At 67.8% G+C, this 21,475-nt stretch carries 17 protein-coding genes; 8 read left to right on the forward strand and 9 right to left on the reverse strand.

From position 1 onward, the window contains the following. Positions 1–14 precede the first annotated feature (14 nt). The 3 genes from DES47_RS24045 to DES47_RS24055 form a co-directional block, all read right to left on the reverse strand. Positions 15–638: a glutathione S-transferase family protein gene (locus tag DES47_RS24045; protein ID WP_133703306.1), complete on the reverse strand. Its 624-nt coding sequence runs from the start codon at positions 636–638 to the stop codon at positions 15–17. Beyond that, the gene (locus tag DES47_RS24050) at positions 632–1,489 is read right to left on the reverse strand and encodes a PhzF family phenazine biosynthesis protein (RefSeq protein WP_243748443.1); all 858 of its coding nucleotides are present in this window, start codon (positions 1,487–1,489) and stop codon (positions 632–634) included. Before DES47_RS24050 ends, DES47_RS24045 begins: the two co-directional genes overlap by 7 nt. 145 nt (positions 1,490–1,634) lie before the next feature. Continuing rightward, positions 1,635–2,360 (reverse strand): pseudouridine synthase, encoded by a 726-nt coding sequence (locus tag DES47_RS24055; protein ID WP_243748444.1) that lies wholly within the window; start codon positions 2,358–2,360, stop codon positions 1,635–1,637. Between the two features lie 85 nt (positions 2,361–2,445). Here DES47_RS24055 and DES47_RS24060 point away from each other — a divergent pair, with 85 nt between their 5' ends. Beyond that, the gene (locus tag DES47_RS24060) at positions 2,446–2,829 is read left to right on the forward strand and encodes a hypothetical protein (protein WP_133703308.1); all 384 of its coding nucleotides are present in this window, start codon (positions 2,446–2,448) and stop codon (positions 2,827–2,829) included. On the opposite strand, the gene DES47_RS24065 is transcribed toward DES47_RS24060, so the two are convergent. Further along, complete coding sequence (locus DES47_RS24065) at positions 2,830–3,225, reverse strand: YchJ family protein (protein WP_166652142.1); 396 nt, start codon at positions 3,223–3,225, stop codon at positions 2,830–2,832. A gap of 393 nt (positions 3,226–3,618) precedes the next feature. On the opposite strand from DES47_RS24065, the gene DES47_RS24070 reads away from it, so the two are divergent. From DES47_RS24070 to DES47_RS24080, 3 genes are all read left to right on the forward strand, one after another. After that, on the forward strand, positions 3,619–6,030 hold the full coding sequence (locus DES47_RS24070; protein ID WP_133703309.1) for a UvrD-helicase domain-containing protein: 2,412 nt from the start codon (positions 3,619–3,621) through the stop codon (positions 6,028–6,030). A gap of 29 nt (positions 6,031–6,059) precedes the next feature. After that, positions 6,060–8,666 (forward strand): M1 family metallopeptidase, encoded by a 2,607-nt coding sequence (locus DES47_RS24075; RefSeq protein ID WP_133703310.1) that lies wholly within the window; start codon positions 6,060–6,062, stop codon positions 8,664–8,666. A gap of 129 nt (positions 8,667–8,795) precedes the next feature. Next, positions 8,796–11,045 (forward strand): PhoX family protein, encoded by a 2,250-nt coding sequence (locus DES47_RS24080; RefSeq protein ID WP_133703311.1) that lies wholly within the window; start codon positions 8,796–8,798, stop codon positions 11,043–11,045. 79 nt (positions 11,046–11,124) lie between these two features. On the opposite strand, the gene DES47_RS24085 is transcribed toward DES47_RS24080, so the two are convergent. The 3 genes from DES47_RS24085 to DES47_RS24095 are packed head-to-tail and all read right to left on the reverse strand — an operon-like array spanning position 11,125 to position 13,389. Then, the gene (locus tag DES47_RS24085) at positions 11,125–11,991 is read right to left on the reverse strand and encodes a BPSS1780 family membrane protein (RefSeq protein WP_133703312.1); all 867 of its coding nucleotides are present in this window, start codon (positions 11,989–11,991) and stop codon (positions 11,125–11,127) included. 26 nt (positions 11,992–12,017) lie between these two features. Beyond that, on the reverse strand, positions 12,018–12,989 hold the full coding sequence (locus DES47_RS24090; protein WP_133703313.1) for a homoserine kinase: 972 nt from the start codon (positions 12,987–12,989) through the stop codon (positions 12,018–12,020). Positions 12,990–13,014: 25 nt separating this feature from the next. Further along, positions 13,015–13,389 carry a hypothetical protein gene (locus DES47_RS24095; RefSeq protein WP_133703314.1) on the reverse strand — a complete coding sequence of 125 codons (375 nt, stop codon included), beginning with the start codon at positions 13,387–13,389 and terminating at the stop codon, positions 13,015–13,017. A gap of 78 nt (positions 13,390–13,467) precedes the next feature. On the opposite strand from DES47_RS24095, the gene polA reads away from it, so the two are divergent. Then, a complete protein-coding gene (gene polA, locus DES47_RS24100) occupies positions 13,468–16,260 on the forward strand; it encodes a DNA polymerase I (protein WP_133703315.1) in 2,793 nt (930 codons plus the stop codon). 17 nt (positions 16,261–16,277) lie between these two features. On the opposite strand, the gene DES47_RS24105 is transcribed toward polA, so the two are convergent. Then, positions 16,278–17,228: a PEP-CTERM sorting domain-containing protein gene (locus DES47_RS24105; protein WP_133703316.1), complete on the reverse strand. Its 951-nt coding sequence runs from the start codon at positions 17,226–17,228 to the stop codon at positions 16,278–16,280. Between the two features lie 88 nt (positions 17,229–17,316). Continuing rightward, on the reverse strand, positions 17,317–18,087 hold the full coding sequence (locus DES47_RS24110; RefSeq protein WP_166652143.1) for a substrate-binding periplasmic protein: 771 nt from the start codon (positions 18,085–18,087) through the stop codon (positions 17,317–17,319). 75 nt (positions 18,088–18,162) lie between these two features. Here DES47_RS24110 and DES47_RS24115 point away from each other — a divergent pair, with 75 nt between their 5' ends. Genes DES47_RS24115 through DES47_RS24125 form a run of 3 tightly spaced genes read left to right on the forward strand, consistent with a single transcriptional unit; the run spans position 18,163 to position 21,351 of the window. Beyond that, complete coding sequence (locus DES47_RS24115; protein ID WP_133703318.1) at positions 18,163–19,419, forward strand: lipoprotein-releasing ABC transporter permease subunit; 1,257 nt, start codon at positions 18,163–18,165, stop codon at positions 19,417–19,419. Beyond that, positions 19,412–20,098 carry an ABC transporter ATP-binding protein gene (locus tag DES47_RS24120; RefSeq protein WP_133703319.1) on the forward strand — a complete coding sequence of 229 codons (687 nt, stop codon included), beginning with the start codon at positions 19,412–19,414 and terminating at the stop codon, positions 20,096–20,098. Before DES47_RS24115 ends, DES47_RS24120 begins: the two co-directional genes overlap by 8 nt. Continuing rightward, the gene (locus DES47_RS24125) at positions 20,098–21,351 is read left to right on the forward strand and encodes a lipoprotein-releasing ABC transporter permease subunit (protein ID WP_133703320.1); all 1,254 of its coding nucleotides are present in this window, start codon (positions 20,098–20,100) and stop codon (positions 21,349–21,351) included. Before DES47_RS24120 ends, DES47_RS24125 begins: the two co-directional genes overlap by 1 nt. The last annotated feature ends 124 nt before the right edge of the window (positions 21,352–21,475 follow it).

The raw sequence follows: 21,475 nt of genomic DNA on the forward strand, positions 1-21,475 counted from the left end.
ACTCCTTGATGTCGTCAAGGTATGCCGTTGCGGCCGTGGGCCAGAAAGCCCGGGCGCTGGCTGAGCCGTTCGTAGTAGGCGTGCACGGCCCGCAGGTCGGGATGTTCCATCGCTGTGGCCATCCAGCGGTGGGTGGACAGGCCCAGCACCACGTCGGCCAGGCTGAACTGCGTGCCCGCCGCAAAGGCGCCGGTGCGCTGCAACTGCTCGTCGAGGATGGTCATGTGGCGGTGCCAGTTGGCGATGCCGGTGGCCAGCGCCTGCGTGTCCTGATGCGCCGGGCTTTGTCGCACCAGCGACATGAAGGCATAGCGCCAGGCGTTGTTCAGCTCGGTCGCCTGCCAGTCCATCCATTGCTCGATCCGAGCGCGGCCAGCGGCGTCTTCGGGCAGCAGCGTGCCTGGTGCGTAGCGCGCGGCCAGATAGCGGCAGATGGTGTTCGACTCCCATAGCACGAGGTCACCGTCCAGCAGCACCGGCACCATCGCATTCGGGTTCAGCGCACGGAACTCCGGCGTTTCGGTCGACCTGAAGCCGGAGCCGTACTCTTCAAGCTCGTAGGCCAGACCCAGTTCGGCGCAGGTCCACAGAACCTTGCGCACATTGATCGACGAAGCCTTGCCCAGTATCTTCAGCATGACCGGACCTCCATCAGCCGGGCTTGTCCGCTGACGCGTATGCTCGCGCCGGCCTCGGGGCCGATGTCGGCCGCCAGCAGGGAGCGCATACCCATGTCTTCGCCCTGGACGATGTCGATATGGCCGCCATGGGGCCAGGCTACGCTGCGCAGATGGCCGGCGAGCGCGGCTGCAGCTGCGCCGGTGGCCGGGTCTTCGAGCACGCCGCCGATGGCGAAGGCATTGCGCACATGGAAGTGCTGTGGGGATTCTGCCCAGGCCAGCATGATCGTTGTCCAGCCTTGTGCCTTCATCAGCGTGCGGCCTTGCTCCAAGTCGTAGCCCATGCGGGCCAGCTGGTCGCGCTGTTTCAGCACCAGCAGCAGATGGTCCACGCCGCCATGCATCACGGCGGGCGGCAGGGCCCCGTCCAGATCGCCTGCACTCAGGCCGAACAGCAGCAAGGCCTGCCGGACCTCGGCATCGGTCGCGGGCCGGCTGCGCGTCGGTGGCGATTGCAGGCTGGCGCGCATCGGGTTACCGGCCTGGCCTTCCACGCTGATGCGCGCCTGGTTCAGCTGCAGCTCGAACACGCCATCGCCCTCGCGCAGGGCCAGCGCCGCACCGAGGGCGATCGTGGCATGGCCGCAAAACGGCACCTCGGCCGCTGGCGCGAAGTAGCGTACCCGCCAGCCTGGCTCGGCCGGGGCGGCAAAAACGGTTTCCGAGTAGCCGAGCTCGGCGGCGATACGCTGCATCAGCGAGGCCTCGGGCAGTTGCTCCGTAATCACCACGCCGGCCGGGTTGCCGCCGCTGGCGCCGTCGGAGAAGGCGGCGATGTGCAAGACCGCCAAGCCTGCATGCTGCGTCATGGCCGGCCTCCGGCGCCCGGGCTGCAGGTGGTGGCCAGGCAAACGGCGGTGAACAGGGGGCAGTGTGAGAAATCCATGGCGCAAGCATAGCGGCCGACCCCATCCGGGCACCGGCACAGCCTGGGCTATTCGGCGCGATGCTGTGTCACTGCGCCGACTGCAACAGTGGCTGCCAGGCGCCGTGAGCCTGCAGGGCAGTCCATTCGGTACCAGGTGCCGCGCTGAAGTGCAGCTTTTCGCGGGTCAGCGGATGGACGAGGCTCAGCTCCCGCGCATGCAGCCAAAGCCGCTGCAGGCCCAGGAACTGGGCCACGGTGCGGTTCAGTGGCCCCTTGCCGTGGGTGGCGTCGCCGATGATGGGATGGGCGATGTGCTTCAGATGGCGGCGGATCTGGTGGCGCCGGCCGTTGTACGGGGCCAGCTCCAGCAGGGCGTAGCGGCTGCTGGCGAAGCGTGCATCTGTGACCAGCGGCCATTCGGCGCGGGCCAGCAGCCGCCAGTCGGTCCGGGCCTCCAGCAAGACCTGGCCCTGCGAGGGCAGCTCGGGGTCGCGGGCCAGCGGATGATCGATCCTTCCGGCCACTGCGGATGGCCAGCCACGCACCAGGGCCTGGTAGCGCTTGTCCATCTGGCCCTGCTCGAACATCAGCGACAGCATCTGTGCCATGTCTGCGCTCAGGGCAAACAGCAGCACGCCCGAGGTGCCCTTGTCCAGCCTATGCACGGGCCAAACCGTGCGCTCGAGCTGGTCGCGCAGCATCTGCAGCGCAAAGCGCTGCTCGTGGGCGTCCAGTGCCGTGCGGTGGACCAGCAGGCCGGCGGGTTTGTCGATGGCGACCAGGTGGGCGTCGAGGTAGAGGATGGGTAGCAAGCGGCGCTTCCCCCAACAGGGGGGCATGACAGGGCTGGGCGTGGCGGAAAGAATCCGGCTCGTCGATGAACCGGAGTTGCTGATCATGCCCCAGACCTATACCGTTGGATCGCGCTCGCTGCTGGTGAGCTGCCTGTCGGCGCTGCTGATGGTGGCCGGCGTTGCCGGCCTGTGGGCAGCCGCGCTGCTGCTGATGGTCGAGCCGCCAGGGTTCACGCCCTGGCTGGCCGCGCTCGGCATGGTGCTGGCCGCGACGGCGCTGGCGGCTGGTCTGGCGCAGTGGCTGCGCCATGACTGGGGCCGGCGCCTGTGCATCGCGCTGCTGCTGCTGGTGATGGTGGCGCTGCCGGTCGGCCTGGGCCTGCTGCTGTCGCTGCGCGGCTTGCTGCTGGCAGTGCTGGTCTGCGGCGCGCTGGCCTGGGCGGCCAGGGGCCTGATGTCGCGACGGGTGCTGCAGGAATTTGCCTGATCAGGTTTGTGCATCCAGATAGAACCAGAACCCGTTCTCGCGCACGAAGCGGCTGATCTCGTGCATGCGGTGGGCCCGGCCGCCCAGCTTGCTGCGCGCGATGAACTCTACCGTGGCGTGGTCGGCGTCTTGCACTTTGTGCTGTTTCACCTCCAGCCCCAGCCATTTGAGGCCATGCTCATTGGCCTCCAGCGCCACCGGCCGGGTGCTGGCATGCCAGGTGGCCAGCAGATAGTCCTGTAGCTCCAGCACATAGGCGCTGTAGCGCGAGCGCATCAGCGCCTCGGCGTCGGGCGCGCCGTGGCCGCTGTCGGCTAAAGCGCGGTGCAGCAGGCCGCAGCAGGCCTCGTAGGGGAGCGGGCGGCCACAGGGGCAGGGGTTTGAATTGCTTGTCATGGCGCTGGATCTTGCCTGAGATGAGTCTGTTCGACTCGCCACTGGGTGTAGGTGCTTGGCGCGTCGCCTTGTTTGCGCGGCACAGGGGGCGGGAGGCCGGCCACGACGGGCTGAAGCTTGGGCCGGTCCCTTCGGCCCGACCTCCAGCTTCCTTATGCCCGCCGTGGCCGGCCCCCCACCCCCTCTGCGGATGCGCTGGTGGCCCGCAACCCAAATTCGTGCACGCCGGTGCCAGCAGGGAGGAGGGCGTGCCGGACGCAGCGGGCATAAGGAAGCCGGAGTCCGGTCCGTTCAGGCCCGGACAAGGCTTCAGCCCGCAGCGGCCGGCGCGTCCTCGTCCCTGCCGCTACGGTCAACCGGTGTCGCTTCCCGGCGCACCTTCTAAAATGCCCCATGAGCCTGAATCTGGAAGACGATCTGTTTGCCGCCCCGCAGCCCGCGGTGAGCCCCGGTTTGCTGAAAAACCTCAATCCCGAACAATTGGCGGCGGTGACCCTGCCGGCCAAGCCGGCGCTGATCTTGGCCGGCGCCGGCTCGGGCAAGACGCGGGTGCTGACCACCCGCATCGCCTGGCTGATGCAGACCGGCCAGATCGCCCCGGCCGGCGTGATGGCTGTGACCTTCACCAACAAGGCCGCCAAGGAGATGCTGACGCGCCTCTCCGCGATGCTGCCGGTGAACGTCCGTGGCATGTGGATTGGCACCTTCCACGGTCTGTGCAACCGCTTCCTGCGCGCGCACTGGAAGCTGGCCGGACTGCCGCAGGGCTTCCAGATCCTGGACACGCAGGACTCGCAGTCGGCCGTCAAGCGCATCATCAAGGCGATGAACCTCGACGAGGAGCGCTTCGTACCCAAGCAGGTCAGCTGGTTCATCGCTGGCGCCAAGGACGACGGCAAGCGCCCGGGCGACATCGATATCGGTGACGACCAGACGCGCAAGCAGGTCGAGATCTACCAGGCCTATCAGGACCAGTGCGAGCGCGAGGGCGTGGTCGATTTCGCCGAGCTGATGCTGCGCACCTACGAGCTGCTGCGCGACAACGGCCCGCTGCGCGAGCACTACCAGCGGCGCTTCCGCCATGTGCTGGTCGATGAGTTCCAGGACACCAACCGCCTGCAATACGCCTGGCTGAAGATGTTCGCGCCTCCCGGCGGCGATCAGGGTGTGTTCGCCGTCGGTGACGACGACCAGAGCATCTACGCCTTCCGCGGCGCCCTGGTCGGCAATATGTCCGACTTCGAACGCCAGTACCGGGTCGACACCGTCATCAAGCTGGAGCAGAACTACCGCAGCTTCGGCAATATCCTGGATACCGCCAATGCGCTGATCGGCCACAACAGCCGGCGCCTGGGCAAGAACCTGCGCACCGAGGCCGGGCCGGGCGAGCCGGTACGGGTGTTCGAGTCGAACTCGGACTTTGCCGAGGCGCAGTGGCTGGTCGAGGAGGCCCAGGCCCTGCACCGCGGCGGCCTGAACCGCAAGGAAATCGCCGTGCTCTACCGCAGCAATGCGCAGTCGCGGGTGATGGAGTCGGCGCTGTTCAATGCCGGCATCCCGTACCGCGTCTACGGCGGCCTGCGCTTCTTCGAGCGGGCCGAGGTCAAGCATGCGCTGTCCTATCTGCGCCTGATCGAGAATCCGAATGACGACACCAGCTTCCTGCGTGTCGTCAATTTCCCGACCCGCGGCATCGGCGCGCGCACGATGGAGCTGCTGGCCGACGCCGCCCGCGCCAGCGGCCGCAGCCTGTACCAGAGCGTGGCGGCGGTCAGCGGCAAGGGCGGCGCCAATCTGCTCGCCTTCACCCAGCTGATCGATGCGCTGCGAGCCAGCACCCAGGGCCTGAACCTGCGCGAGATCATCGAGCAGATGCTGCAGAGCTCGGGCCTGACCGACTTCTACAAGCTCGACAAGGAAGGCGCCGACCGGCTGGAGAATCTGGACGAGTTGATCAACGCCGCCGAGGCCTTTGTCACGCAAGAGGGCTTTGGCAAGGATGCCGTGGCCCTGCCGGTTGACGAGCATGGCGAGGGCTTCTCGCCCGGCAATATTGCCCCCGGCCTGCCCGCCGCCGTGTCCGACGCGCCGTTCTCGCCCGACGCCGAAACCGGCGAGATCATGTCGCCGCTGGCTGCCTTCCTGACCCATGCCTCGCTGGAGGCCGGTGACAACCAGGCCCAGGCCGGCCAGGACGCGCTGCAACTGATGACGGTGCACTCGGCCAAGGGCCTGGAGTTCGATGCGGTCTTCATCACCGGCCTCGAAGAGGGCCTGTTCCCGCACGAGAACTCGCTGTCTGACAGCGATGGCGTCGAGGAAGAGCGGCGGCTGATGTATGTGGCCATCACCCGCGCCCGCCAGCGCCTGTACCTGAGCTTCAGCCAGACGCGAATGCTGCATGGCCAGACCCGCTACAACGTCAAGAGCCGCTTCTTCGACGAGTTGCCCGAGGCCTGCCTGAAGTGGCTGACGCCGCGCAACCAGGGCTTCGGCTCCGGCTTTGCCCGCGAGTACCAGAACGCCTGGGAGCGCGGCTCCGGCCTGAAGTCCATGGTCGGCACGGGCCGGGTCGAGCGGCCGGCGTTCACGAACCCGCCGGTGCCGCAGGCGATGCTGAAGAAGGTGGACAACGAGCATGGCGGTCTGCGCGTGGGCAAGAGCGTGTTCCACACCAAGTTCGGCGAGGGCGTGCTGCTGACCCTGGAGGGCAAGGGGCAGGATGCGCGTGCGCAGGTCAACTTCGGCCGCCATGGCGTGAAGTGGCTGGCCCTCAGCGTGGCCAAGCTGACGCCCATAGACTGACATCAAGAAAGCACCCGGGGAGGGTGGCCATGAAGCGTTTGATCGCGTGCAGCCTGAGCGCTGTGCTGTTCTTCACCTGCAGCCTGGCTACCTCGGCCACCTTGCCGATGCGCCTGGGCGATGCCGCCCGGCCGCTAGCCTATGCGCTCGACCTGCGCGTCGATCCCGACCGCGCGCGCCACCGCGGCAAGGTCACGATCGAGCTGGAGCTGAAGGCGCCACTGCAGCGCCTGCGCCTGCATGCCAAGCAGCTGCGCATCTCGGCGGTCAGCCTGCAGCCCGAGCAGGGCGGGGCGCTGAAGGGCCGCGCCGCCAAGGCCGATGCCGACAGCGTCTATCTGCAGTTCAGCAGGCCGGTGCCGGCCGGCCGCGCACGGTTGACCCTCGCCTTCGAGGGCCAGATCAGCGACAAGGACGTGTTCGGCCTGTTCCGTCAGCGCGAGGGTGGCCGCTGGTATGCGTTCACGCAGCTGGAGGATGTGGGCGCCCGCCGCGCTTTCCCCTTGTTCGACGAGCCCGGCTGGAAGGTGCCTTGGACCCTCGCGCTGACCGTGCCCGACAGCCTGCAGGCTTTCGCCAATATGCCGGTGCAGCGTGAAAGTCCGGCCGGCGCGGGCTGGAAGCGGCTGGAGTTCAAGCCCAGCCCGCCCATGCCCAGCTATCTGGTGGCCTTTGCCGTCGGGCCCTTCGATGTGCTGCAGGGCGCACCGGCCGGCGCGCTGCCGCTGCGCTACCTCACGCCCCAGGGCAAGGCCGGTGAGGCCACCTTTGCCGCGCAGGTGACACCGGCCATTGTCGAGCGCGTGCAGGCCTATTTCGGCCTGCCGCACCCGTTCGAGAAGCTCGACAGCCTGGTCATCCCGCTGACCGACTGGTTCAGTGCGATGGAGAACGCCGGCCTGATCACCTATGCCTCGCGGATCATGCTGGCCCCGCCCGGCGAGGAGAGCCGGGTGTTGCAGCGCGACTATGTGTCCACCGCTGCCCACGAGATCGCCCACCAGTGGTTCGGCAACTACGTGACCATGGCCTGGTGGAGCGATCTCTGGCTCAACGAATCGTTCGCTTCCTGGATGGGCGACAAGATCACCGCCGAGCTGCGGCCCGACTGGCGCTGGGAGGTGAGCGGCCAGCATGCGCGGCGATCGGCCATGCTCGGTGACCGCCTGGCCAGCGCCCGGCGTGTGCGCCAGCCCGTGGACACCCCGCAGGATCTGGGCACGGCCTTCGACGAGATCACCTACTCCAAGGGCCAGGCCGTGCTGGCCATGTTCGAGGGCTGGCTGGGTCCGGATCGCATGCAGGCCGGCGTGCGCCGCTATATGGCCCGCCATGCCTGGGGCAGCGCCAGCGGGGATGACTTCATGGCGGCCTTGGCCGACGGGGATCAGGAGCTGGTGCGCTCGTTCTCCAGCTTCATCGACCAACCCGGCATACCGAAGCTGACAATGCGCCTGATCTGCGAAGCGGGCGGCGCCCGGCTGCATGTCCAGCAGAGCCGCCACCGGCCATTGGGCACCGTGGGCGCTGCATCGGCGCTATGGCAAGTGCCCTTGGTGCTTCGCACGCCAGCCGGCACCACCCGCCATTGGCTGAAGACTGCCAGTGAGACCCTCGCGCTGCCCGATCGCGACTGCCCCGCCTGGCTGCAGCCCAACCCGGGCGGCCAGGGCTATTACCGCTCCCTGCTTGCGGACGGCCTGCGCGCGCCCGAGTTGTCCGTCAATGAATGGCTGGCGCTGCTGTACGATCAGCTGGCCCTGGCGCAGAGCGGCGACGTGCCGCTGGACCAGGTGCTGGCGCTGACCGCCGAGCTTGCCGCCGACCCCCGCCGTGAGATCGTCGAGGCGGTGGCCCGTGTGCTGATCGAGCTGCGCCCGCTGCTGGCACCGGCCCAGCGGCCGGCCTATGCGCGGCTGTGGCAGCGCAGCTATGGCGCACTGGCGCATCGTCTGGGCTGGGCGGTGCAAGCCAGTGACAGCGAAGACAGCCGTCTGTTGCGCGAGCTGTTGCTGCCCCTGCTCGCCGATGCCGGCCAGGACCCGGTCCTCAGGGCGCAGGCGCGCGAACGGGTCTCGGCCTGGCTGGCGGACCCTCAGGCAGCAAGTCTTGACCCCGGCCTGCGCGGTGCACTGCTGCAGAGCGCGGCGATCGAGGGCGATGCGGTGATGTTCGATGCGATGCTCAAGCTGGCGCTGGGCACGCCGCAGCGCCAGTTGCGCGAAGACCTGCTGCAAGCACTGGCCTGGTTCGAGGCCCCGGCGCTGGCGGAGCGTGCGCGCCGGCTGCTGTTGGACCCCCGGGCTGACATACGCGAGCTGTCGCCGGAGCTGCTGAAGCGGCATTCTCGGGTGCCGGCATTGGCGCCCGCGATGCTGAGCTTCGTGAACCGGCACGACGCGGCGCTGCGCCGTCGCATGGCCAGCCAGGCGCCGGCCTATCTGCCTGAGCAACTGGGTCAGGGTTGCAGCGTGGCCGAGGCCGATGCGCTGCAACACCAGTTCGGTCCCAAGGCCAGGGCCTACGAGGCCGGCCCGGGCGTGCTGGCCAAGGCCACCGAGCGCTTGCGCCTGTGCGCTGCCTTTCGCGAGGCCCAGGGCGGGGCGCTGGATGCCTATCTGCAGCGCCTGCTCTGAACGCTTCGGGTGAACCCGTGAGCCGAACGATTCACGCCACTGTCACAGATCGGTCACCTTCGTTTCATCGCTGCTACGTAGCCTCTCGCGCATCCCTCAACGCGAGCTGTTGCCAGCTGTATGCAAAAAATGAACAAGCCCCACGATCTGTCCCTGAGCCTGATTGACGACGAAGACCACAACACCTCGAACAACCCCAGCTTCCAATCGGTGCTGACGGCCCGCCTGAGCCGCCGCAATGTCTTGCGCGGCTCGCTCGGCACGGCCGTCACCGGCATGCTCAGTGCGGTGTCTCTTTCGGCCTGCGGTGGCGGTGATGACCCGGCCCCGGCGCCCGCGCCCGCACCTGCACCGGCCCCAGCGCCTGCCCCGGCGCCTGCGGCCAAGCCGCTGGAGAAGCTCAACTTCGCCGCCGTGGCCAAGAGCCTGGAAGACAAGGTCGTCGTGCCGGCCGGCTACACCGCCACCGTGCTGTTCGCGCTGGGCGACCCCATCACCGCCGCAGCCACCGCGTACAAGAATGACGGCAGCGACGGCGACTTCGAGAGCCGCGCCGGCGACCATCACGACGGCATGGAGTACTACGGTCTGTCGGCCGACGGCAAGGCCGATCTGAAGGCCTCCGACCGCGGCCTGCTGGTCATCAACCACGAGGCCACCAGCCATGCCGGCAACGAGCGCGCCTCGGCCTTTGTGCACCTGACCGGTGGCACCAACACGCTGCCGCGCCCGGCCGCCGAGGTGGACCGCGAGGTGCCGCTGCACGGCCTGTCGGTGGTCGAGGTCAAGAAGACCGGTGCCGCCTTCGGCTACGTCAAGGACTCGGCCTTCAACCGCCGCATCACGCCGCTGACCCCGGTGCTGCTGTCCGGCGTAGCCGCCGGCTCGGGCCTGATGAAGACCAAGTACGCGGCCGACGGCAAGACCGCCCGCGGCACCCTGAACAACTGCGGCACCGGCACCACGCCCTGGGGCACGACCCTGACCGGCGAAGAGAACTGGTCGGGCTACTTCACCCGCGGCGCGGCCGACGATGCGGCGCGCGCCAATGACAAGAGCGTGACCTCGCTGAAGCGCTACGGCCGCAACCAGGGCGCGGCCAGCCGCCACGGCTGGGAAACGGGTGGTGCGGACGACAAGTACGCCCGCTGGGATATCTCGAAGAAGGGCGCCAGCGCCGATGGCGGCGACGACTACCGCAACGAGCTGAACACCTTCGGCTATCTGGTCGAGATCGATGCCTACAACAAGGCTGCGCCGATCAAGAAGCGCACCGGCCTGGGCCGCTTCGCCCATGAGAGCGCCGCCTTCAGCAAGCTGGTCGAGGGCAAGCCGCTGGCCGTCTATATGGGTGACGATTCGCGCGGCGAGTACATCTACAAATGGGTCTCCGAGGCCAACTGGGCTGCCGCCGATGCCAGCGCCACGGACCGCATCGCCACCGGTGACAAATACCTGGACAAGGGCAAGCTCTTCGTCGCCAAGTTCAATGCCGATGGCAGCGGCGACTGGATCGAGCTGAGCATCAACAATGCCGCCATCAAGGCCGCGACCAACTACAGCTTTGCCGACCAGGCCGATGTCGTCGTCAATGCCCGCCTGGCCGCCGACGCCGTGGGTGCGACCAAGATGGACCGCCCGGAATGGTGCGCCGCCCATCCGACCACCGGCGAGGTCTACTTCACCCTGACGAACAACTCCAACCGCACGGCCGCCACCGTAGATGCTGCCAATCCGCGCTTCTATGAAGACACCAAGGGCGCGGCGACCAAGCAGTCGGGCAATGTCAACGGCCACATCATCCGCGTTGCCGAAGTGGGCGGCGAAGCGGCCGCGGCTGCCTTCAAGTGGGACGTCTATCTGTTCGGCTCGGAAGCCGGCGCCGACAAGAGCCTGGTCAATCTGTCCTCGCTGACCGACGATCAGGACATGTCCAGCCCCGACGGCCTGTGGTTCAGCCGCGCCACTGGTGTGTGCTGGATTCAGACCGACGACGGTGCCTACACCGACAAGACCAACTGCATGATGCTGGCCGGCATTCCCGGCAAGGTGGGCGACGGCGAGAAGAAGACGCTGAGCTATGCCGGTGGCAAGACGGTGGACACCTACGTCGGCAAGGCGCCGACCGCCGACATCTTGAAGCGCTTCCTGGTCGGCCCGGTGGACTGCGAGCTGACCGGCTGTGCCGAAACGCCCGATGGCAAGGCGCTGTTTGTCAACATCCAGCACCCGGGCGAGACCATCAGCTCGGCCAATGCCGCCGATGCCAGCAAGTATCTGAGCCAGTGGCCCAGCAACGCCGGCTACGGCGCCGGCAAGCGCCCGCGCTCGGCGACCATCGTCATCACCAAGAATGATGGCGGCGTGATCGGCAGCTGAAGCATGCGGGGCCAGGTGCCCTGGCAAGAAAAGGAAAAGGGCCCGCGGGCCCTTTTTCTCGTTGTCGGGAGCAAGCGGGTCAAGCCATCGGATCGGGCTCGGCAGGTGCCGGCGGCTCGTCCTTGTTGGTGAACAGAAAGCTGTCGATGAAGGTGAAGTACAGCGAGGCGTAGAAGATGGTCGAGAACAGCAGGCCGGCGGGCACGGCGATCACGGCCACGAAGTTGTTCAGGCCCAGCAGGGCAGCCACCAGGCTGGCGACGACGCCGAAGGCAATCAACACGCCAAACCAGGCCATCGCATTGAGGAAGAACGCGCCGCGGTTGCGCCACACCGCCAGGGTGCTGGAGAACAGCGCCTGCAGGCTGCGCTGGCCGCCCCAGTGCACCAGGGCGCTGGCGTGCCAGAAGGGCACCGACAGCAGGGCGGCAAGGCCCAGGCGGGTCAGCGAGCCCAGCGCCAGTTGCGGGTCGGCCAGGGCCTCGGCCACCTTGGCCTCATCGACCTTGCCGCTGGACAGCAGGGTCTCGAAGCGGTCGAAGGCGCCGCCATCGACCCAGTCGCTGAGCACCATGATCAGAACCGTGCCCAGCGCATAGCCGGCGCACAGGACCAGCTGGGTTTTGCGGCGGGCCGGTGTCAGGCGGAAGGGGGCGATGAACACTGCCGCCGTGGGCCGGTGCCCCTGCAGCGCGCCATGGGTGGCGAGCATGAAACCCAGCGACAGGATGGGCAGGGCCATCAGGAGCAGGGCCGTGCCCAGCACCGGCAGCAGCATGGCCACCAGGCCGGCGAACATGAACATGCCGAACAGGCCGACAAAGCCCAGCGGAAAGCGCTTGAACACCTTGAAGCCATGGCGCAGCCAGCGCACTCCATGGCTGGCGGGAACCTGTTGCAGGCGCAAGGCCATCGTCGTCGTCATCAAGGGCTCGCTGTCACTCATCAAAAGGGCTGGGTCACGGGTTATGGTCAATTCTGCAGGGCATGCCAGGGCCGTGCCACCCGTTCGCGCAGCACGCGCTCGAAGTGGCCGGGGTCATGGGGTTTGAGCAGGGCGGCGTCGCGCGGCAGGTGGAAGTCCCACAGCCGCGAGATCCAGAAACGCAGCGCCGCCGCGCGCAGCAGGGCCGGCAGCAGGCGGTACTCGGCGCCGTTCAGCGGGCGCACCTTGGCATAGGCATTGACCAGCACCTGGGCACGGGCCTCGTCGAGCCGGCCGGTGACCAGGTCTATGCACCAGTCGTTGATGCACACGGCCACATCGAACAACCAGGCATCGACGCCGGCGAAATAGAAGTCGAAGAAGCCGGTCAGCTGCTCGCGGCCGGGCAGGCCTTCGAACATCGCGTTGTCACGGAACAGGTCGGCGTGTATCGGCCCGCGCGGCAGCTCGGCATAGGTGGCCGAGGCCGCCAAGGTCTGCTGATAGGCCAGTTCGCTGCTCAGGAGCTCGGCCTGCTCGGCCGTCACATGGGGCAGCACCACCGGCACGGTCCCGGTCCACCAGGGCAGGCCGCGCAGATTGGGCTGGTAGAGCTCGAAGTCCTGGGCCGCCAGATGCATGCGCGCCAGCATCGCGCCGAGCTGCTCGCAGTGGAACAGATCGGGCGCCAGCTGGTGGCCGCCGGCCAGCTTGTTGACCACGGCGGCCGGCTTGCCGGCCACGCTGAGCAGGATCTCGCCGCGGGCATTGGCCTGCGGGTCCGGCACCGGGATGCCGTGGCGGGCCAGATGCTTCATCAGCTGCAGATAGAAGGGCAGCTCCTCGAACGTCAAGCGCTCGAATACCGTCAGCACCCACTCACCGGCTTCTGTCGTCAGGAAGTAGTTGGTGTTCTCGATGCCGGCCTTGATGCCGCGCAGATCGGTCAGGGCGCCTAAGCGCAGCTCGGCGGCGAGTTGCGACGCCTGCTCGCGCGTCACTTCGGTGAATACGGCCATGTTCTTCTGAAAGAGGGGGGGCTGGCTAGAAGCTCATCACGCGCCAGACGCGCTGGCCGGCACCGCCGCGCTGCGGGCCGGGCGTGCCCGAGACATCCTGGCCCGGCGTGGGCAGCAGGATCTCGTAGGCCGGCGCCTTGCTGCCCTTCGGGCTTACCGTGACCTTGGTCAGCTGGCCGCGCACGCGAGTCTCTTCGATGCGCATGGCATCGTCTTCGATGATGACGTCGCGCACCGCAGGTTCGGGCGTGCCAGCGGAGCTGGTGAGCTGGGCGGATTCAGCCTTGGGTGCGGCTGGCGGGCTGCTGGCCGCGGTGGCGGCCGACCCGGTCAAAGCCATCGCCAGCGCCAACAGGGCGGCGGTACGCGGTTCACGCAAGGGCGAGGCTAGGGTTTTCATGGGCTCGATTCTAGGCGTGCCGGCGCTCCGGCCCTTCCTGTCGGCCGAGAAAGCCTGCGCATCCCGCACAATTCGGGCATGAGCACTCCTACCCTGCTGCTGGTCGACGGTTCCAGCTACCTGTACCGCGCCTACCACGCCATGCCCGATCTGCGTGCGCCCGACGGCTTTCCGACCGGCGCCATCCATGGCTTCGTGGCGATGATGAAGAAGCTGCGCGAGCAGTTCCCGGCCGAACACGCGGCCTGCGTGTTCGACGCCAAGGGGCCGACCTTCCGTGACGACTGGTATCCCGAATACAAGGCCCAGCGCGCACCGATGCCCGATGCGCTGCGCGAGCAGATCGCCCCCATCCACGAGGTTGTCAAGCTATTGGGCTGGCCGGTGCTGGAAGTGCCCGGCATCGAGGCCGATGATGCGATCGGCACCCTGTCGCGCGTGGCGGCCGAGAGCGGACACAGCGTGATCATCTCCACCGGCGACAAGGACCTGGCCCAGCTGGTCAACCCACAGGTGACGCTGATCAACACGATGAGCAACGAGCGCCTGGACGTGGCCGGTGTGCAGGAGAAATTCGGCGTGCCGCCCGAGCGCATCATCGACTACCTGACGCTGATGGGCGATACCGTGGACAACGTGCCCGGCGTCGAGAAGGTCGGCCCCAAGACCGCTGCCAAATGGATTGCCGAGCATGGTTCGCTGGACGGCGTGATCGCCGCCGCTGCCGGCATCAAGGGCGTGGCCGGCGAGAACCTGCGCAAGGCGCTGGACTGGCTGCCGACCGGCCGCAGGCTGGTGACCGTGGTGCTGGACTGTGACCTGACGGGCCATGTCGAGCAGTGGCCGGCGCTGGAGGCCCTGGCCCTGCGCGAGGTCGATCAACCGGGCCTGCTGGACTTCTACAAGCGCTATGGCTTCAAGAGCTGGAGCAAGGAGCTGGAAGCAGCGTTGGGCGTGGCGGCTGCGCCGGCCGCGGCACCGGGTCCGGCCGCCGGCAGCAATGGCGACCTGTTCGCCGACGAGGTGCCGGTGTCGGCCCCCGTGGCATCGCCCGACAAGATGGCCCATCACTACGACACCGTGCTGACCTGGCCCCAGTTCGACACCTGGCTGGCCAGGCTGCAGGGCGCCGAGCTGGTGGCGCTGGACACCGAGACCGACTCGCTGGACGGCATGCGCGCGCGCATCGTCGGCCTGTCCTTCAGCGTCGCGATCGGCGAGGCCTGCTACATCCCCTTGCGCCACAGCGGGCCGGACGCGCCCGAGCAGCTGCCGCTGGACGAAGTGCTGGCCAGGCTCAAGCCCTGGTTCGAGGATGCCAGCGCCGCCAAGCTGGGCCAGAACATCAAGTACGACACCCATGTGCTGGCCAATCACGGCGTCAAAGTGCGCGGTTACCGCCACGACACCATGCTGCAGAGCTACGTCGTCGAGGCGCACCGCACGCACGGGCTGGCGGCCCTGGCCGAGCGCCACCTGGGCCGCAAGGGGCTGGACTACGAGGACCTGTGCGGCAAGGGCGCACACCAGATTCCGTTCGCCCAGGTGGACGTCGCGCGAGCCGCCGAGTACTCCTGCGAAGACAGCGATATGTGCCTGCATGTGCACCAGACGCTGCTGCCCGAGCTCGAGGCTGAGGCGGGGCTGAAGTTCGTCTACGAGCAGATCGAGATGCCGACAAGCGCCGTGCTGGCGCGCATCGAGCGCACCGGTGTGTTGATCGACCCGGCCCGGCTGAACCAGCAGAGCCAGCAGCTGGGCCAGCGCCTGGTGGCGCTGGAGCAGGAGGCCTACGAGATCGCCGGCCAGCCGTTCAACCTCGGGTCACCGAAACAGATCGGCGAGATCCTGTTCGTCAAGCTGGGCCTGCCGGTGGGCAAGAAGACGGCCACCGGCGCACCGAGCACCGATGAGGAGGTGCTGGAGAAGCTCGCCGCCGACTACCCGCTGCCGGCCAAGCTGCTGGAGCACCGCGGCCTGGCCAAGCTGAAGAGCACCTACACCGACAAGCTGCCGCTGATGATCAACCCCGACACCGGCCGCGTGCACACCAATTACGCGCAGGCGGTGGCGGTGACCGGGCGGCTGTCCAGCAACGACCCGAATCTGCAGAACATCCCGATCCGCACCGCCGAGGGCCGGCGTGTGCGGGAGGCCTTTGTGGCACCCGCCGGCCACAGAATAGTCAGCGCCGACTATTCGCAGATCGAGCTGCGCATCATGGCCCATATCAGCGAGGACCCGGGTCTGCTGCGGGCGTTCGAGCAGGGTATAGACGTGCACCGCGCCACCGCCAGCGAGGTCTTCGGCACACCGGTGAGTGACGTCACAACCGAGCAGCGCCGCTATGCCAAGACCATCAACTTCGGCCTGATCTACGGCATGGGTGCCTTCGGCCTGGCATCAAGCCTCGGCATCGAGCAGAAGGCGGCCAAGGAGTACATCGAGCTCTACTTCGCCCGCTTCGCCGGCGTGAAGCGCTATATGGACGAGACCCGTGCCTCGGCCATCGACAAGGGCTATGTCGAGACGCTGTTCGGCCGGCGCATCTACCTGCCCGAGATCAAGGGCGGCAACGGCCCACGCCGCGCCGGCGCCGAGCGCCAGGCCATCAACGCGCCGATGCAAGGCACGGCCGCCGACCTGATCAAGCTGGCCATGCTGGCGGTGCAGACAGAGCTGGACGCCAAGCCCGAGCTGCGTTCACGGATGGTGATGCAAGTGCATGACGAACTGGTGCTCGAAGTGCCCGACGCCGAGCTCGACTGGGCCAAGGCGGCGATCCCGCGGCTGATGGCCGGCGTGGCCCAGCTCAAGGTGCCGCTGCTGGCCGAGGTGGGCGTGGGGGCGAACTGGGACGAGGCGCACTGAGTGCGCTCCGGGGGCGCTCAGCCCCTGCGTACGGACCCGCGTGCGCAGCCCAGCCCGAGCAGCCCGGCCAGCAGCATCAGGGCGCTGCCGGGCTCGGGCACATTGGTGATCAGATAGGGCTGGGCCAGCGGCTGTGCCTGGGTCAGGCCTTGCAGGTCGGTGATGCTGGCGCTGAAGGTGTGCGTCGCATCCAGCGCTCCGCCGAAGCGGGCGAATGCCGCCACACGGGCCTCGACGAAGTAGGTGCGGCCCTGCTCCAGCGAGAACGTGGCGCCAAAGCTGACCGGCGAAACCTCGCCAAAGCGCTCGACCCAGGCTTCCCTGCGGTAGCCCGGCAGGCCCAGCGCGAACTCCTCGTACAGATAGACCTGGTTGGCGACCAGCTCGGTGTCGACGCTGATGGTGCTGGTGGTCAGCGAGAACACGCTCAGCGTCATGTCCACCGTCGCCGCCGCCGCGGTGCCGGTGGCGTTGAAGGCGTCGCTGCCGAACATGCCGACATGGTTGAAGTCCAGCGTGCCTCCCAGGGTGCGGGTGGCGGCGCCGCTGCCATCCCAGGCATAGCTTTGCAGCACATCGGTCCAGGACGAGACGCGGGCATAGGGCTGCGTGAACGAGCCCTGCTTGATCACGATCTGACCCAATGCGCCCGAGCCATCGACCGAACCTTGACTGACCTTGCCCCCGACCTTGGCCGCCGCGTGCGTGGCTTGAATGGTGGCCGAGTTGCCGCCCAGCGCGGCGACATAGCGCTGCTCCACCATCGTGTCCACCAGGTTGAACTCGGCCGTCGCCTCGCACTTGTCGGGCAGCATGGCATTGGCCGCCCGCGCCTCGGCGCTGCGGCAGTCGCGCACGAAGACGGAGGAGTGCGCCACCGTGGCGATGTCGAGCATGGCGGCCTGCGAGGGCAGGGCGGGCAGCATGAGGGCGGCGGACAGGAGCAGGGGGCCGGAGGCTATGCGCATATCGATCTCCGTGAGTGGCGGCGCGGTCATCCTGCCGAGCGACCCTATGTCAGTCAAGCTGAAAATCCCCAGACCTGGGGATGGTCCGCTACCTGGGCAGCCGCGCCCGCCGTGCCGCCTCATCCCGCAGCCGCTTCTCCTCGGCCGCCCAGATCCGCACCAGCTCGCCGCTGGCCTGCATCTCCTTCAGCACCTGCTCCAGGCGTGCCGCCAAAGCCGCGTGGCGCTCATGCAGCGCGTGGTACAGCGGTGCATCGGAGACCGGCTCGGTCACCTTGCAGATGCCGCGTACACCGTTGGAGGCCAGCAATGTGTCGGTTTCAAGCTCGGCGCCTATTGCCGCATCGGCCATGCCGGCCTGCAGGCGGCGCAGTGCGTCCCAGGTGTCATCCGCGGGGATCAGGGCGCCGGCCGGCAGCAGGCGCTCAATCAAGAGGGTGCCGCGGAAATAGGCTACGCGCTGCTGGCTCAGCTCGGCCACACTGGTGCTGCGGGGGCATTCGCCACGGCGGTAGACGGTGAGCACCAGCCGCGCCACCGGCACGTCTATGCGTATCAGCTGGGGCATGGTCTGTAGGGTGCCGGCCGAGCGCATCATCTCGCCGTCGGTCTCGCCGCGGTCGGCCATCTGCAAGGAGCGCCGCAGCGGCAGCGAGGTTGGCCGGAACGCTATGCCCGCCTTGGCATAGGCCTGGCGCAGCACCGCCTGTGCCATCTGCGCGACCTCGGAGTTGTCGGGGCTGCCTATGGTCAGGGCCGATGCGCCGACGCAGTGCAGGGCCAAGGACAGCTGGGCCAGCCAGGCCAGCAGCGCATGAAGAGGCAGCGACGGAGTAAAGCGGCGGATCAAGCGGATCACCGGTGGGCTCCTGAGACTTTGTGCCCGTGGGCCATGATGCCATGGCCGGCGTGACGCCTCGGTTAGCATCTCCCCATGAATTGGCCCTATGAGTTGCAGATTGGCTGGCGCTACACCCGCGCCGGCCGCGGCGGACGCCGCAACCGCTTCATCTCCTTCATCTCCGGCGTCTCGGTGCTGGGCATTGCGCTGGGCGTGGCGGCGCTGATCATCGTGCTGTCGGTGATGAATGGTTTCCAGAAAGAGGTGCGCGACCGCATGCTGTCGGTGATCGCGCACGTCGAGGTCCATGCCGCCGACCGGGGAGCCCTGCCCGACTGGCAGGCGACGATGGCCCAGGCTCGGCAGAACCCGGCCGTCGTCGGAGTGGCGCCCTTTGTCTCCGCCCAGGCGCTGATTGCCCGTGGCGAGGACATGCGCGGTGCGATGGTGCGCGGCATCAGTCCGGCCGACGAGGCCCAGGTCACGCCGCTGGCGGCGCAGCTGAAAGACGGGGTGTTCGGCCGTCTGCAGCCAGGGCAGTGGGGCATCGTGCTGGGTTTCGAGCTGGCGCGCTCGCTGGGTTTGCGCGAGGGCGACAAGGTCACCATCGTCGCCCCCGGGGGCCAGGTCACGCCTGCCGGCATGGTGCCGCGGCTCAAGGCCTTTACCCTGGTCGGTACCTTCAATTCCGGCCACTACGAGTACGACAGCGCGCTGGCCTTGATCCATGTGGACGATGCGGCGCGGCTGTTCCGCGTCGAGGGGCCGACCGGCGTGCAGCTCAAGCTCAAGGACGTGCAGCAGGCGCGAGAGGTTGCCGACCAGCTGGCATCGAGCCTCGGCACTGCCTTTCGGGTCAGCGACTGGACGCGCGCCAACCGCAGCTGGTTCGACGCCGTGCAGCTGGAAAAACGCATGATGTTCATCATCCTGACCCTGATCGTCGCCGTCGCCGCCTTCAATCTGGTCTCGACCCTGGTGATGACGGTGACCGACAAGCAGGCCGATATCGCCATCCTGCGCACGCTGGGCGCCAGCCCCCGCTCCATCATGGGCATCTTCATGGTGCAGGGCGCCGCCTCGGGCATCATTGGTACGGTGTCCGGCGTCGGCCTGGGCCTGCTGGTGGCCTTCAATATCGATGTCATCGTGCCGGCCATTGAGCGGCTGCTGCACACCGCCTTTCTACCGGCCAGCGTCTATCTGATCAGCCACATGCCCAGCGATCCGCAGCGGGGCGATATCGTGCCGATTGCCGTCACTTCACTCTTGTTGGCCTTCGCGGCCACCGTCTATCCGAGCTGGCGTGCCAGCCGCGTACAACCGGCCGAGGCCCTGCGCTATGAATAACTCAGCTGGCTTTGTGCTCGAAGCCCGAGGTCTGCACAAGCACTTCAGTGAGGGTGGTTTGGATGTGCATGTGCTGCGTGGCGTGGACATCAGCGTGTCCCGCGGCGAAAGCCTGGCCATCGTCGGGGCCTCGGGCTCCGGCAAATCGACCTTGCTGCACCTGCTGGGCGGGCTGGACGCGCCAAGCCAGGGCCAGGTCTTGCTGGCCGGGGCCGATATGGCGGCGATGGACGCCACGGCCCAGGGGCGCTGGCGCAACCAGCACCTGGGCTTTGTCTATCAGTTCCACCACCTGCTGCCCGAGTTCACCGCCTTGGACAATGTGGCCATGCCGCTGCGCATGCGCCGCATGGATCTGGCCTCGGCCCGCGCCAAGGCGCGTGCGATGCTGGAGCAGGTGGGCCTTTCTGCCCGCGTCGAACACCGGCCGGGCCAGCTGTCCGGTGGCGAGCGCCAGCGTGTTGCGATTGCCCGCGCCCTGGTCACCGAGCCGGCCTGCGTGCTGGCCGACGAGCCCACCGGCAACCTCGACCGCGAGACCGCCGACGGCGTGTTCAAGCTGATGCTGGATCTGGCCGCCGGGCGGGGCATGGCCCTGGTGCTGGTGACCCATGACCCCGAGCTGGCACAGCGCTGCGCGCGCCGCCTGACAATGGGTGTCGGCGTGCTGGTGAACTGATGAACTGGCCCTATGAGTTGCAGATCGGCTGGCGCTATGCGCGCGCGGGGCGGGGCGGGCGGCGCACGCGCTTTGTGTCCTTCATCTCGGCCGTGTCGGTGCTGGGCATTGCGCTGGGCGTGGCGGCGCTGATCATCGTGCTGTCGGTGATCAATGGCTTCCAGAAGGAGGTGCGCGAGCGCATGCTGGCGGTGATCGCGCATGTCGAGGTCACTTCGGCCGATCTGGCGGCGTTGCCCGATTGGCGGGCCACCAGGGCGCGGGCGAAGCAGAACCCGGCGGTGCTGGAGGCGGCGCCCTTTGTGGCTGCGCAGACCCTGATAGGCCGCGGCGAGGATCTGCGTGGCACCTTGGTGCGCGGCATCGTTCCCGCCGAGGAGGCCAAGGTGTCGGCGCTGGCCGCGCGGCTGAGCGGCATGCTGGCCAAGCTGCAGCCGGGCCAGCAGGGCATCGTCCTCGGGGCAGAACTGGCGCGTACCCTCAGCGTGCGCGAGGGCGACAAGGTCACCCTGGTGGCGCCCGGCGGCCAGGCCTCGGCAGCAGGCTTTGTGCCGCGGCTGATGCCCTTCACCGTGGTGGGCGTGTTCGAGGCGGGCCACTTCCAGTACGACAGCGGGCTGGCCCTGATGCATCTGGATGACGCCGCGCAGCTGTTCCGCGTGGCCGGCCCCAATGGCTTGCAGTTCAGGCTCAGCGATGCCGCGCTGGCACAAGCTGTCGGCGACCAGTTGCACGCCAGCCTGGGCCCTGGCTTGCGCGTCAGCGACTGGACCCAGGCCAACCGCATCTGGTTCGAGGCCCTGCCTTACCAGAAGCGCATGCTGTCGCTGATCCTGACCCTGATCGTCGCGGTGGCCGCCTTCAATCTGGTCTCGACCCTGGTGATGACGGTCACCGACAAGCAGGCCGACATCGCCATCCTGCGCACCCTGGGCGCCAGTCCCCGCTCCATCATGGCGATCTTCATGATGCAGGGGGCCGTGTCGGGGGTGATAGGCACCTTGTCCGGCGTTGGTCTGGGGCTCCTGATCTCGTTCAATGTCGGCGTGATCGTGCCGGCCATCGAGCGGGTGCTGGGCGCCAGCCTGCTGTCACCCAGCGTCTATCTGATCGATCACATGCCCAGCGATCCGCAGCAGGCCGATGTACTGCCGATCGCCATCACCTCGTTGCTGCTGGCTTTTGCCGCCACCCTTTACCCGGCCTGGCGGGCCAGCCGCGTGCAGCCGGCGGAGGCCTTGCGTTACGAGTGAGGGCGTTGTAGCCCGGATGGAATCCGGGGCCCCGGATTGCATCCGGGCTTGTATGTTCGGGGCAGCACCTTCAGACGCAGCGACTGAGGGTGCCGAGGTGGAGGGACTATCCGGGCTATCTGCC

It is taken from the genome of Roseateles toxinivorans, from assembly GCF_004362525.1.
GTDB lineage: Bacteria > Pseudomonadota > Gammaproteobacteria > Burkholderiales > Burkholderiaceae_C > Paucibacter > Paucibacter toxinivorans.

Bases quoted from the DNA above. Each gene is read 5' to 3' on its own strand.
- DES47_RS24105 (WP_133703316.1), bottom strand. From the start codon at position 17,228: ATGCGCATAGCCTCCGGCCCCCTGCTCCTGTCCGCCGCCCTCATGCTG.
- DES47_RS24060 (WP_133703308.1), top strand. From the start codon at position 2,446: ATGCCCCAGACCTATACCGTTGGATCGCGCTCGCTGCTGGTGAGCTGC.
- DES47_RS24065 (WP_166652142.1), bottom strand. From the start codon at position 3,225: ATGACAAGCAATTCAAACCCCTGCCCCTGTGGCCGCCCGCTCCCCTAC.
- DES47_RS24045 (WP_133703306.1), bottom strand. From the start codon at position 638: ATGCTGAAGATACTGGGCAAGGCTTCGTCGATCAATGTGCGCAAGGTT.
- DES47_RS24095 (WP_133703314.1), bottom strand. From the start codon at position 13,389: ATGAAAACCCTAGCCTCGCCCTTGCGTGAACCGCGTACCGCCGCCCTG.
- DES47_RS24120 (WP_133703319.1), top strand. From the start codon at position 19,412: ATGAATAACTCAGCTGGCTTTGTGCTCGAAGCCCGAGGTCTGCACAAG.
- DES47_RS24085 (WP_133703312.1), bottom strand. From the start codon at position 11,991: ATGAGTGACAGCGAGCCCTTGATGACGACGACGATGGCCTTGCGCCTG.
- DES47_RS24050 (WP_243748443.1), bottom strand. From the start codon at position 1,489: ATGACGCAGCATGCAGGCTTGGCGGTCTTGCACATCGCCGCCTTCTCC.
- DES47_RS24115 (WP_133703318.1), top strand. From the start codon at position 18,163: ATGAATTGGCCCTATGAGTTGCAGATTGGCTGGCGCTACACCCGCGCC.
- DES47_RS24125 (WP_133703320.1), top strand. From the start codon at position 20,098: ATGAACTGGCCCTATGAGTTGCAGATCGGCTGGCGCTATGCGCGCGCG.
- DES47_RS24090 (WP_133703313.1), bottom strand. From the start codon at position 12,989: ATGGCCGTATTCACCGAAGTGACGCGCGAGCAGGCGTCGCAACTCGCC.
- DES47_RS24080 (WP_133703311.1), top strand. From the start codon at position 8,796: ATGAACAAGCCCCACGATCTGTCCCTGAGCCTGATTGACGACGAAGAC.
- DES47_RS24075 (WP_133703310.1), top strand. From the start codon at position 6,060: ATGAAGCGTTTGATCGCGTGCAGCCTGAGCGCTGTGCTGTTCTTCACC.
- DES47_RS24070 (WP_133703309.1), top strand. From the start codon at position 3,619: ATGAGCCTGAATCTGGAAGACGATCTGTTTGCCGCCCCGCAGCCCGCG.
- polA (WP_133703315.1), top strand. From the start codon at position 13,468: ATGAGCACTCCTACCCTGCTGCTGGTCGACGGTTCCAGCTACCTGTAC.